The organism is Enterococcus sp. DIV0170, assembly GCF_051710765.1.
GTDB lineage: Bacteria > Bacillota > Bacilli > Lactobacillales > Enterococcaceae > Enterococcus_A > Enterococcus_A raffinosus.
The window spans coordinates 671,564-684,183 of sequence record NZ_JBIOLG010000002.1; the positions used below are offsets into that span (position 1 = coordinate 671,564).

At 39.5% G+C, this 12,620-nt stretch carries 13 protein-coding genes; 1 reads left to right on the forward strand and 12 read right to left on the reverse strand.

The features are described 5' to 3' along the window. Positions 1-104: 104 nt before the first annotated feature. The gene (locus IGI50_RS18855) at positions 105-413 is read right to left on the reverse strand and encodes a PTS sugar transporter subunit IIB (RefSeq protein WP_010744330.1); all 309 of its coding nucleotides are present in this window, start codon (positions 411-413) and stop codon (positions 105-107) included. 49 nt (positions 414-462) lie between these two features. After that, the gene (locus tag IGI50_RS18860) at positions 463-2,532 is read right to left on the reverse strand and encodes a BglG family transcription antiterminator (RefSeq protein ID WP_438778105.1); all 2,070 of its coding nucleotides are present in this window, start codon (positions 2,530-2,532) and stop codon (positions 463-465) included. Positions 2,533-3,068: 536 nt separating this feature from the next. On the opposite strand from IGI50_RS18860, the gene IGI50_RS18865 reads away from it, so the two are divergent. Further along, complete coding sequence (locus IGI50_RS18865; protein WP_438778106.1) at positions 3,069-3,212, forward strand: hypothetical protein; 144 nt, start codon at positions 3,069-3,071, stop codon at positions 3,210-3,212. 358 nt (positions 3,213-3,570) lie between these two features. On the opposite strand, the gene IGI50_RS18870 is transcribed toward IGI50_RS18865, so the two are convergent. From IGI50_RS18870 to IGI50_RS18915, 10 genes are all read right to left on the reverse strand, one after another. Beyond that, entirely contained in the window at positions 3,571-3,882 is a 312-nt protein-coding gene (locus IGI50_RS18870) for a carboxymuconolactone decarboxylase family protein (protein ID WP_070509940.1), read from the reverse strand. Between the two features lie 12 nt (positions 3,883-3,894). Beyond that, positions 3,895-4,308: a cupin domain-containing protein gene (locus tag IGI50_RS18875; protein WP_438778107.1), complete on the reverse strand. Its 414-nt coding sequence runs from the start codon at positions 4,306-4,308 to the stop codon at positions 3,895-3,897. Between the two features lie 23 nt (positions 4,309-4,331). Continuing rightward, positions 4,332-4,847 (reverse strand): flavodoxin, encoded by a 516-nt coding sequence (locus tag IGI50_RS18880; protein ID WP_438778108.1) that lies wholly within the window; start codon positions 4,845-4,847, stop codon positions 4,332-4,334. Positions 4,848-4,966: 119 nt separating this feature from the next. Then, positions 4,967-5,848 carry a LysR family transcriptional regulator gene (locus IGI50_RS18885; protein ID WP_070509950.1) on the reverse strand — a complete coding sequence of 294 codons (882 nt, stop codon included), beginning with the start codon at positions 5,846-5,848 and terminating at the stop codon, positions 4,967-4,969. Positions 5,849-5,968: 120 nt separating this feature from the next. Next, complete coding sequence (locus IGI50_RS18890; RefSeq protein ID WP_438778109.1) at positions 5,969-6,802, reverse strand: HAD family hydrolase; 834 nt, start codon at positions 6,800-6,802, stop codon at positions 5,969-5,971. A 136-nt stretch (positions 6,803-6,938) separates the two neighbouring features. Continuing rightward, positions 6,939-8,390: a 6-phospho-beta-glucosidase gene (locus IGI50_RS18895; protein ID WP_438778110.1), complete on the reverse strand. Its 1,452-nt coding sequence runs from the start codon at positions 8,388-8,390 to the stop codon at positions 6,939-6,941. Positions 8,391-8,432: 42 nt separating this feature from the next. Beyond that, the gene (locus tag IGI50_RS18900; RefSeq protein ID WP_438778111.1) at positions 8,433-10,280 is read right to left on the reverse strand and encodes a beta-glucoside-specific PTS transporter subunit IIABC; all 1,848 of its coding nucleotides are present in this window, start codon (positions 10,278-10,280) and stop codon (positions 8,433-8,435) included. Positions 10,281-10,547: 267 nt separating this feature from the next. Next, positions 10,548-11,441, reverse strand: a complete 894-nt coding sequence (locus IGI50_RS18905; protein WP_438778112.1) for a MurR/RpiR family transcriptional regulator — start codon at positions 11,439-11,441, stop codon at positions 10,548-10,550. Positions 11,442-11,444: 3 nt separating this feature from the next. Next, positions 11,445-11,864 (reverse strand): MerR family transcriptional regulator, encoded by a 420-nt coding sequence (locus tag IGI50_RS18910; RefSeq protein ID WP_438778113.1) that lies wholly within the window; start codon positions 11,862-11,864, stop codon positions 11,445-11,447. A 189-nt stretch (positions 11,865-12,053) separates the two neighbouring features. Then, on the reverse strand, positions 12,054-12,527 hold the full coding sequence (locus tag IGI50_RS18915; RefSeq protein WP_438778114.1) for a flavodoxin: 474 nt from the start codon (positions 12,525-12,527) through the stop codon (positions 12,054-12,056). Between the last annotated feature and the right edge of the window lie 93 nt (positions 12,528-12,620).

Below are 12,620 nucleotides of genomic sequence, written 5' to 3' on the forward strand. Positions count from 1 at the left end.
ACCATTCCACTAGTCCCTTTTACTAAATTCGCTCAGGTTTATTTTGAGTTCGTTCGCTTAATTAACTGGTAAGTGTGGAACTGGAAAACGGCTATCTTTAAATTTTACAGTGCTCCTTTTGTTTCTAAAATTGGTAGAAGCTTTTCTTCGATTTCCGGTTTTGAGACGATATTTTTTAAATAGACAATGGCTGTTTTCTCTTCATCAATCGAAAATTTTTCAAACTGTGATCGAAAATTTTGTGCTGTGATAATAATGTCAGTTTGTGAGGAGGCCGCTGTTGAAATATCGACATGATCTAGTTTTGCGTCCACCCCATGTGCATTTAGAACATCCTCTGCGGCCATTTGAGCAGCGAAACTACTCCCTAATCCTGCGCCACATACGAATAAAATTGATACTTGTCTTCCCATCTTTCTTTCTCTCCATTCTGATTATATTTATCGAACTATGCATAATTCCTTAACTAAATAAAATTTCTTTGAACCGTTCAATATCTGTTTCTCCGCTCAGTCGATCGACTTTTTCTTCATCATTGATTAGCTCAATCAGACTCTTCATAATGTTTAAATGTGAGTAAGAATCAACCGCTGCCAGACAAAAAATAATTTTGACTGGGTCATTTTCCTCATTCCCAAAAGCAATAGGGTCCTTGATTGTCGCGACACTAATCCCTAAAGAATTGACGCCATCTTCAGGACGAGCATGAGCCAACGCAATGTATTTGCCAATCACAATGTAAGGACCATATTCTTTTACTGAGTCAATCATCGCAGTCACATACCTGGGCTCGATTATCTTCTCTTTAATCAAGGGTTCGGAAACTCTGCGAATGGAATCCTCCCAAGTCGTTACCTGCTCATTCAATAAAATATTGCTGTCCTTCAATACATCTTCTAACATCGGCTGAATCTCCTTTTTGTTTATCGTTAAATGATTTTGATCGAAAAGCGTTTCCAGTTCCTTGTAAATATTACCGGATACCTCTCCACCACTTTTCTCAATAGTTTCAATCAGTGCATAAAATAATTGTGTTGAATCTTGATGATTTACTAATCGTTTGAGCTTTTGATTCGTATTTAAAAAGCTAGTAATCCTCTTTTTACTCTCTTCCTTGATGATCGGCTCCAATTCCAGAACTGGCTTTTTTGAATAGTGAATAGCGACTGTACTGAAAATCAAATCCACATCAAGCTTTTCAATCAAATCTAATTCTCGCGAGCTCAACACCGCTAAAACTTCTATATTGAAAAGCTCCTTCAGATTTTCTGACAACAGCTTCCCTGTGGCAACTCCGTGATTGCAAATGACGACGGCTTTGTAAATGTAGTGCAAATCCTGATTAATCGCGCTGACAGAAGTGGAAAAGTGAATCGTAAGAAAAGCAATCTCATCTTCCGTAATCTGTTTCCCTGTAACCTGTTCGATCGAAGGTGTGAAGTGACGAATGGCAGAATAGATATTGCCGTAATTTTTCTTGACGTTTTCCTTTAGCGGGTTGACGATTTGAATGTCGCTTTTTACGCGATTGATCAAGCCGACCAAATGCTTATATAGCCCTTCCTGCAACATTTCTTCTTTTCTGGAAAAAGGAATCTTCGTTTTCTCTTCGACAAATTGCATCAACTGAATGGAAAGCAGCTGCGCTTGAACCCATTCAATGGAGTTGTTCATATCACGCGAATTGAACGTATTCAGCATAAACACGATGTATTTGATTTCCACCTCTGGAGGCGAAAGCTGAAAGGCGTCGCAAATTGCTGTGACAAAATCACGAATATCACTTTGAGGAGTATCGGCTGCTTCCCAAGCGGAACTAGCGATTAAATCCTCCCGCATATATCGACTCAGCCAGACAGCTGTAAAAACCAGCAATTGATTGCGATAGATCGCATCTTCCATCTTGTCCACAGAATCTACGTAGAGCTGTTCTAATTTTTTTAATAGCTGCGGAGAAATATAGTGATGAAGAATCGTTAAATTAACCGATGCCTCCTGCTCACCTTGTGGCGAAATTACTCCTACAGACGTATTAATGACATCGTAGATCATTGTTCGGATCGATCGTTCCGCTCCTTGAAGCAAAATTCCTTGTTTCGGTACGCTCAAAACTTCGATCCCATATTCTTTCAGTATATTTCTGACGCGTCGCATGTCTTCATCCAATGAGCTTTTCGAAATTTGATAGGCTTCTTCCTTTTGATAAAGAAAGGTCGCATTTTTACCTAGTGAAAACGAAAGAATCAAATCAAAAATCCGGCTTTCACGGTCCAGGTAGTGTTCTTCCTCTGCCGAATCCATCTGATCAAGCAGTCGTTGCTTTTGATCCTTATCCAAAAGTAAGTGATACCCTTTTTTTCTGAGATTTTTCACTTCAGGTAGTTGATTTGTTCTCAGTAGAAGGTTAATTTCACGTAGTTCATTTCGAATGGTTCGCGAGCTAGTATGAAATTCTTCTTCCAGCTGTTCAAGCGTTACAGGATAATCAGAAGTTATAAAAATCCGCAATATTTTTGCTGTTCGGTCTTTCATTTCTATCTTCCTCTCGTCTAAGGTGAGTATATAACCCTTTATTTTTCTTGATAAGTAGAGATTCTTGCAATCTTTTTTGGCAAAAATGTAAGCGCAGACAAATTTTTATGTTGATTTCACTCTGCATTTAGAATTTTAAAACTGTTATTTTATAGTGTTTAAGCATTGCTTATGAATGCTGTTGAAAAATTGATAAATAAGAAAAAGAATGCCCTCGTAACCAACTAGATTATCAATATCGGCATTCATTATTTTAAGCTTGTTCAAAGTGATGAGTTGCACTCATTTTTTTCTTAAAAATAGTAAAAAAACTTCCACAATAAAGCGGAAGTTTCCTTGATTATTTATTTTCTTTGCTCATTATACCTTATAAATAAAGCGGAAAAATTAAAAGCAATCGACGGATTCATTCACTTTGTTCGAATCATTTCCAAGAGATTCGCTACTCTTTTGAGTTGTTTTCCTTTAAAATGATTATAGTAACTGATATTCAGCATACTTCTCAAGGTTCACAGCTGAAAGAAAGCGGGGAAAGAATGAAAAATAATCATTCACTAGGCATTGGGATTGCGTTGGGATTAGTGTTTGGTCTACTATTTGATAATTTAGCCTTAGGGCTTTGTATTGGGATCGCTATTGGCGTGACAGGCGTCTTTGATAAGGCAGAGAAGAAAAAATAGCAATGGTTACCAAGGTATGATTGGACGAAAAGAACGAGCTATTTTATACTGCTAAGTAAGGATGGAGTGTGGTCTTTATGATGCGTAGATTACTAAACTCATTTTTAGTTACCCTTATTTATCTAATTATTTCTAACATTGGGAACTTATTTTTTGGTATTAGTCCAAGATACAGCTGGACAACGACACTTTGGGAAGCGCTGTTTTTCTTTATCTTTGTCTTTCTCTTTCAACAATTTCGAAAAAAATAAACCAAATTTTTGTGTAAAAAACGTCTGCTCCTGATAAATTGTTTTAGGAGCAGACGTTTTTATATTCCAGAGAATCAGCAATCATTATAAAGATTATTCCTCTTCTCTTATTCAAAAATTTCCTTCGCCATAGAAAAGGCACTCCACGCTTTGGGCCAACCGGCATAAAATGCTAAATGGGTGATTAAAGCACTGATTTCTTCCTTCGTTACGCCATTTTCTTTGGCAATTTTCAAATGAGCTTCCAATTGCGGTGCGCCCATTGCTAAAAGTGCGGAGCAGGTAATCATACTACGATCATGAGGAGATAACTCTTCTTCTTTCGCCCAGACCTCTCCAAATAAAACATCGTCATTTAATGCCGCAAATTGCGGAGCAAATTCGCCTAATTGCTCTCTGCCTGCTGTTTGTTTTTTCATAATGTACCCCTCCTATTTTTCTAATTGATTGTACCATTCGTCTGTTACAGGTTCTAACCATTCAGGCGTTCCCGCTGTGATGGCGACATGCTCAAACCAACTATCTTTTGTCGCGCCGTGCCAATGCTTAACACCGTCATAAGTGATGATTACATCACCTGCTTTTAATCGCTGAGCTGCTTTTCCCTCTTCTTGATACCAGCCTTCACCACCCGTTACTAACAATAATTGATACCCATCTCGGTGGATATGCCAGTTATTGCGACAGCCAGGTTCAAAAGTGACATTCGCAACGCCAACATTAATCACTGGATCAGCAACTAAAGACTGTAAATAACTTTGACCAATAAAATAGTGTGCGTAGGCATCATTTTTTTCACCAATTGGAAAAATCACACCATTTTTTACTTCTTCATGTTTTGCCATTATAATTTCCTCCTAAAATTGTTTTAAGCTTGATAAGCCAGCAGCCAATTCCTCACCGCGGTATCCGCACACGAAACTTTAGAACCACGAACTGCCAAACCGGTTTTGATTTCCGCTTGCGGACAAGTTCTTCGTAAATCTTGAATACTCGAACCGAATGCACTACCCTCATGGGTGCAGAAAGGATAGATCACCTTATTCTCCCAATCATGATCCGCTAAAAAAGTTGCAACCACTCGGGGATAGGTTCCCCACCAGTTCGGAAATCCAAGAAAAATCGTATCCACTTGCTCAAAATCAATCGGTAGTTTTTCATATTCTACGCGCTCTAAAGTGTCTTTTTCGGTTCCTGCCTTTTGCACCGCTTCGTCATAATCCTCTGAATAAGGAATCGTTGGAGCTAATGGATACGTCGGAATATCCAGCTCGCAACTAATCTTTTCTGCTAATACTGCTGTATTGCCAATTGAAATCATTTGCTTCTTGCCATTAATATAATTTTCCCCAGCTCTGGAGAAAAATAGAACGATTGCAGCCATAATACTCCCTCCTCGTTTCATTTTTCGAATGTGTCTTCAAAATTAAAAGCGTCATATCCTGAACAATCTCAGAATACGACGCTTTTCTGTCTATGTCTAATACCTATGTAATCATAGCACTATAGCTTAAAGGCATGGTTAAATCGATTGATCAATTCCTGCACAGCAGGTGTCTGTAAACGCTTTTTCCAAACTAGAACACAATGAGTCTTAACAGCAGGTTCTAATGGGATAAATTTGGCCTCTTCTAACTTACGATCCGCAATAGCTCCTTCAATCGTCAATGCTGCACCGACCTTATGATCCACTAATGGCAGAACATTAAAGATCAAGTTAAAGTTTCCTACTATATTCAAGTCTTTAAGTGCTTCTCCCGACCAATTAGAGAATAGTTTTTGCACTTCAGAACGACCTGAACAAAGGATTGGAAGCCCCTTAATATCTTCTGGTCGCAACACTTCTTTATCAGCGATAAATAATTCCTTAGAGACTAGCAAGCCCCACTTTTCTTCTCTTGGTAAAACCAATGTTTCAACCTCGTTCAAGCTAACTGGCTCCAGCAAAACTGCCAGATCCAAGATTCCTTTTTCGAGACGATCGGAAATATCATCGCTTGTGCCCGTCACTAAGTTGAACTTTATTTGGGGATAATCACTGATCAATTCCTCCAACAGCATCGCAACGGTATCTGAATTATCTGCCTCAACACAGCCAATCGTGATTACACCAGTTAATTGTTCCTTCCGTTTCGCAGAAAAAGCTTGCTCTAGCTTTTCATCCAAAGTCAAAATTTCCTCCGCACGTTCTTTCAAAAAATAGCCATCTTTAGTTAAACTTAATCGATTTTTCTCACGGTGAAACAAGGGTGCCCCAATAGTTTCCTCAAGCTCTTTAATTTGACGGCTTAGCGTCGGTTGCGTAATATTCAACAGTCGAGCTGCACGTGACACATTTCCTTCCTGTGCAACTGCCCAAAAATAACGTAAAAGTCTAATTTCCATACTATGCCTCTTTTTTTCTTTTACTATAGCAGATTCGTTAGAAAATAACTGTCAATGAACAAAAGGCCGTTAGATGAATCATCCGCCAGCCTTCTATCGCTTTTCACTTTAACTAGTTAACTAATCTAATTTATCTAGCACGTAAGCAATTCCGCCCTCATCATGGGTCAAGGTAACCTCATTAGCAGCCGCCTTTAATTCTTCCTTCGCATTTCCCATGGCAATCCCTATTTCTACTGCTTCAAACATCGCTAGATCATTATTGCCATCACCAAAGGCTATCGTATCCTTCTTCTCTCGTTTGATATGCTTCAATACTCGTTCAATCGCCGTCTTCTTATTGATTCCCTTCAAGCCTATCTCACCGCTGTCAGGTCCAAAGACAGGAACAGTGCTTCTTAACATGTGGAAGTCGCCATCATACTCCGCCGCGATCAGCTCATAGGGAATCGAATGATTCACAAATGAAAGCTTATTTACGTCTTCGTAATCAATCAAACTTGGATCCTCAATCAAAAGATCCAAAAACCACTTGATGGATTCTATTTTTTTCTGACCTTCTTCAGAGTCTTCTTCGCTATCGCCTAAACTAATTTGGATCAGACGACTTCTTAAATTGGCACTCGCAAATAATCCTTGATTTGACTCAAGATAATACTCTATTCGGTGTCCCTCTAGGAAGCTGATCAGCTTTTTCAATTCAATTGGATCAAAGACCTGATGAAGAATCACTTCTCCGTCGACTTCACAATACCCGCCTCCAGCACCAATGATCCCGCTAATCGGCAGAGCAAGCACTTCGTCAGAAAGCTCCGCCTTAGAGCGTCCTGTACATAAATAAAAGCGATGTCCTTTTTCATAGGATTTTTTAATCGCGATCTTCGCACTCTCTGGTACAATCCCAGCATCATTACATAAAGTCCCATCAATATCTAAAAAAATTACCTTCCCCATCGTTGCCCTCACATTCTCAAAAATCTATTTTACGAAACTTATATTACTAAATAGCGTACTATTTTTGAGACTGCTTTTCAAATTACTTTTGGCAAACAAGGAACACTTACACTTATATTTTCTAGTCCATTGTTTTCTAATGAAGACTTGCAGTCAATTGCTTCTTCACGCTTTCCCCGTTTGATGCGATGACTTGCTTATACCAATCAAAGGATTTTTTCTTTGTTCGCTTTAAGGTCCCATTGCCTTGATCATCTCGATCGACATAGACAAAGCCATAGCGTTTACTCATTTGTCCGGTACTCGCCGCGATCAGGTCAATACACCCCCACGTGGTATAGCCAAGAAGTTCTACCCCATCAATTTCGACGGCATCCATAAAGGCTTTGACATGCTTTTCTAAATAATCAATGCGGTAATCATCAGCGACATATCCATTTTCATCGGGAATATCTACAGCGCCTAGACCGTTTTCGACAATAAATAGTGGTTTTTGATAGCGGTCATACAGCTGATTCAAGGAATTTCTCAAGCCCAGCGGATCGATCTGCCACCCCCATTCGGTTGAAGGCAAGTTATCATTTTTGATCGAAGCAAATAGATTTCCGGTAGCCTGCTGATAGTCTTCAGAATGCGCGCTAACGGTTCTTGAACAATAGTAAGAAAAGCTCACAAAATCCACTGGTGATGCCGCCAATATTTCCTTGTCCTCCAGCTCCATCTGAATCGTTAGCCCTTCTCGTTCAAACTTCTTTAGTGCATAATTTGGATAGTTTCCTCTCGCTTGGATGTCAATAAAAAAATAGCCTTCTCGATCACGCTTAATCGCTTCTTGATAATCTTCTGGTCGACAAGTATACGGGTAGTGGCTTCCGCCAGCCAACATACAGCCAACTTTGTTTTCAGGATCGATTTCATGGGCGATCTTGGTTGTTAATGCACTGGCGACCAATTGGTGATGAGCCGCTTGGTATTTAATTTCTTCTTTATTTTCGCCTTCTTTAAAAACGATGCCACCACCTACGAAGGGTTGATGAAGCAAAATATTGATTTCATTGATTGTCAGCCAATAATGGACCAGTCCTTTATAGCGCGTTAACACTGTTTTCGCGTAACGTGTATAAAATTCGATCAGCTTGCGGCTTCTCCAGCCACCGTATTCTTTAACCAAATGAATCGGGATATCAAAGTGAGTGATGGTAACTAAAGGTTCAATATCATGCTTCCTTAATTCGTTGAAAATAGCTTCGTAAAATTTTAGACCCGCTTCATTCGGCTCTTGATCATCACCATTTGGAAAAATCCGAGACCAGGAAAGCGACATCCGATAAACCTTGAACCCCATCTCAGCAAAAAGCTTGATATCTTCCATATAGTGATGGTACATATCAATCGCTTCTTTCGCAGGATAATAATACCCCTCTTGCCACTCGAGCATTTCTAACTCCCCGGCAGCGACTCTTTTTCGATCCTTTCCATAGGGCAGAACATCGATATTGGCTAATTTTCTGCCGCCTTCTAACACACCGCCCTCCGTTTGATTCGCCGCAGTTGCTCCACCCCATAAAAAGTTTTTAGCTAAAGCCATCTCCATTCTCCTTTTCAATTCCATATTTTCCGTTCAAAATCGCTACACTCTGACAGCTAAAATAGCTTCATCACAATCCGTTTGTCCGCTGCCAATCGTTTCGATCGACGAATATTGCGGTGTATTGGTCACAACAATCGGCACTTGCGTATCATATCCTGCCGCTTGAATTTTTTCTAAATCAAAGGTTAAGATTGGCTGGCCTTTTTTGACTATTTCATCCGCCTCAACCAGCGCTTCAAAATATTTTCCGTTCAATTCCACTGTATTTAATCCCACGTGAATCAAAATTTCTACTCCTGTCTCTGAAACCAAACCGATCGCATGCTTTGTCGGGAAAATTGCAGCTATTTTGCCATCAAAGGGAGCTACGACCTTTCCTTCTGCTGGAGCAATCGCAAACCCTTTTCCCAACGCTTCAGAAGCAAATGCCTCATCATGAACAGCACTCAGCGGAATAATTTGTCCTCTGATCGGACTAATCATCAGCGTGTCTTCCAAAATGACTTCTTTCATTTCTGGAATGTTCGCTTCTTTTTCAAATTTAAAGCTTAAGACATAGGTCAGGACAGCTGTTGATACAGCAGAAATAATTAAGGCAATCACGATATTCCAGAAGAAGCGCATCGTATCATCACCGATATAGAGCAAGATGGCAGGAATCCCTGATGAACCAGTCGCAAAACGATGAGTATTAGTCAAACCAGCATACAATCCACCTAATCCTCCACCGATCATAGCTGAAATCAAAGGATATTTTTTCGGCAGATTCACACCATATAACACTGGTTCCGTAATTCCCATATAGGCAGTGATCGAGCCAGAGGTTGCTAATTGACGTAATTTTTTATCTTTTGTTCTAAAAGCGACCACTGCCGCTGCGGTTGCTTGCGCGATATTTGAGCACACACACCCTGGCCCAAAAATACTGTCATACCCAAGTTCAGCCATCTGCATGACACCCAGCGGAGCCACACCGTTATGAAGACCAAACATAACCATAATTGGTAAGAATCCACCAATTAAAACTGCTGGTACCCAACTGGCATTGATACTTAAGAAAGTAAAGAATGTCGCCAAGTACCCTCCGATGATACTACCTATAGGTCCTAGCACAGAAAAAGCCAGTGTACCCATCACTAAAAAGGTCAACATTGGTACAAATACAAGTTCAACTGATTTGGGTATTACGCGATTTAAGAATTTTTCGACATAGGATTGCACAAAAATGACTAAGAGAATCGGAATAACAGAGCCAGTATACGTAGCAAGTGTAAATGGAATAATTTCAAAGAATTTGACTGGATCTCCTGCGGTCACTAACGCTCCCCAGTTAGGATGCATCATCATTGCTGCAACTGAGGCAGCTAATATCGGATTACAACGCAGCTTTTGTGCTTCTGTGAATGCCAAGATGATCGGTAGAAAGAAGAAAACGCCATCGGCAAACATGTTCAATAAATAGTAGGTTTGCGATTCCGGTGAGATGACTTGGAAAACGATCAGCAAGGCCAGTACAGCCTTGACCATCCCGGCTCCTGACAATGCTGGAATAACTGGCTGGAACGTGCCGGCTACAAATTCAATAATCGCCGTTAGCGAACCTTTTTTTTCTACTTGTACTTCTTTTGTCGGATCAAGATCAATGATTTTCTCGATTTCTTCAAAAACATCTTTCACGTGGGTACCGATCACTATCTGATGCACACCTGCGTTAAAAATATATTTTGTCACACCATCCAAACTTTCTAAACCCTTGATATCAATTTTCGATTCATCGAAAACTTTAAAACGAAGACGTGTTTGACAGTGATAGCCTTCCGTAATATTCTTTTTGCCACCCAACTTTTCAATGATGTCATGAGCCAAACCTTCATATTTCTTACTCATGGGATTCTCCTTTCAATAGAACAAGATGTTTTTTTGATCGAACCGGTTAATCAAGTCTTGCTTGTATCTGAACCTTAACACGTGAAGATAGCGGTTCCAATAGTTTAGTGACAGCTTAAAACGTATTCCAGTTTTTCTAAAAATCTATGGGTATTTCTCGGAATACGTTTCACTTTCAACAAAAACAGAGCGTGTGACAAAAAAATGTCACACGCCCTGTTACCAGATAAACGATGTTTCAGAAGTAACTTCTGCCACATCCTCTTCTTAAAATTGTTCAGAGATATCTTTGTAGCTGGATTGCCTTTTTCCTTCCAAAACTTTCGAATTTGCGATTTTATTCTTCTTATTGATTTCATAATTCAGTGCAAAAATTTTAGCAAATAATACATCTAACAGAAATAGAACCGATTCTTGTGTTGCAAAATTGGCAATCTTGGAATAGAGCTTTTCTTTACTGGAAATGTTCAACACGACATCGGAATAATCTCTAAGATAGTTTTTCCCTCCGCTAGTAATACTGATAATCGGAACCCCAGACCGCTTCAATATTTTTACGTTACTCGTGGGATTTTCGTCAGGATTGTTTCCTGAATAGGAGAGGATAATCGCACAATCCTTAGAACTCAACGAACTAGAAGTAATACCATTTTCACCTGATTTTGACATAAAGGCTTTTTTTTGGATCGTCAATAAATTCCGCTTGAAAAGTTCGCCATAATAATAATTAGGACTTGTCCCGTAGATCACCACATTCTCTGCTTTCTGGATCAGATTTGCTGCTCGATTCAAGTCCTCTACAGCAATATGCGCGACCGTATCCTTCATGCTTTGCATTTTTAGATTCATTAGATGTTCAATAATTTGTAAGGAATCATCTTCGGCTGAGAAAGGAAAATTCGGATCGACATCTTCATAGGCATTCTCATCATAATAAGCAACCTCATGGGTAAAGGCATACATAAATTCTTTCCAACCCGAATAATCAAAATATTTTGCAAAACGAACCAGTGTCGGCTTCGAAGTAAAAGTTCTCTTAGCAATTTCATCCATGCTTAATTCCTGAAGATGATCGCGATGTTCAAGTATGAACTCTCCAATTGTACGTCTCGCATCATTTTGTTTAAACGCTGCCTCCTCAATTCTTTGGAACAGGTACATGACTTACACCTCTTTCAAAACTTTCTCAGACACAGCCTCTTTTGAGTTGGAAAAGATCTGCTGTTCGCATTCCTGAATCATTTGATCATAATTCTCCAGCTTTGTTTCTAAACGAGCCACCGTTCCATTGATTAGTTTTTGCTTTTCCAATAATTTTTGATATTCATCGATCAAAATTTTTTTTCGCTCAATGAGTGTGGCATCTCCTTGCTGAAAGAGTTCTGAATATCTAGCCAATGAATCAATCGATAGACCTGAATCACGCATACATTTTATAAACTCCACCCAACTAATATCCTCCTCTTGAAAATCGCGAACTCCAACAGAATTTCTGGTAATTGGCGGGATCAGTCCTTGTTTTTCATAGTAGCGGATCGTTGCTGGTGTCATATCGAATTTTTCTGCGATTTCTGATATATTCATTTCTTTCACTTCCCTTCATGTTAGTTTTCCAAACAAATAGTCTCGTTAAATAAATGCAGCTGGTATCCTTTTCATTTCAATTTTATCAGTCTTCACTCTTGATTTAAAGTGGACTTTAAGCTGGATCATTTTCAACGTCGAAAGGATAAAAGAGATAAAGCTGACTTCAGCCTCATCTCTTCCTACTATTTAATCCAATTGTTCCAACCATTCTTGTACTAGTTTAGATGTCTCGTTTTTATCTGAGGACGTGATCCCTAAACCTTCACTGAGAGTTGATTGGGTCAACACCCCTTTGTATCTGTCCATTGATTCATTGATAGAACTGCTTCCGCTTGTGAAGAAGGGATAAATCTTCTTGCCAGTCAAATCATTTTCACTGAGCCACTTTTCTACTGGCAACGCCGGTTCACCAAACCAAATCGGCGCCCCTAGAAAAATACGATCATAATCAGACAAGTTGACTTCTTTTGAAACAATTTCAGGCAACTCATTGTCGCTTCTTTGTGTGCGAACAATCTCTAAAACATCATCATAAGCCTCCGGATAAGGTTCGGCTGTTTCGATCCTCAATAATCCCCCATCTGTTTGTTTTTGAATTTCTTCAGCAACTTCTTTTGTATTCTCAGTCAAAGAATAATACACAATGAGCGGCTTTTTCATTTTATTCTCTCCCTCTGCTTTTTTCGACTCCAAACGTTCACTTGACTGACTATCTGACTCTTCACTGTTCCTGTCATTGGACCCAGAATTATT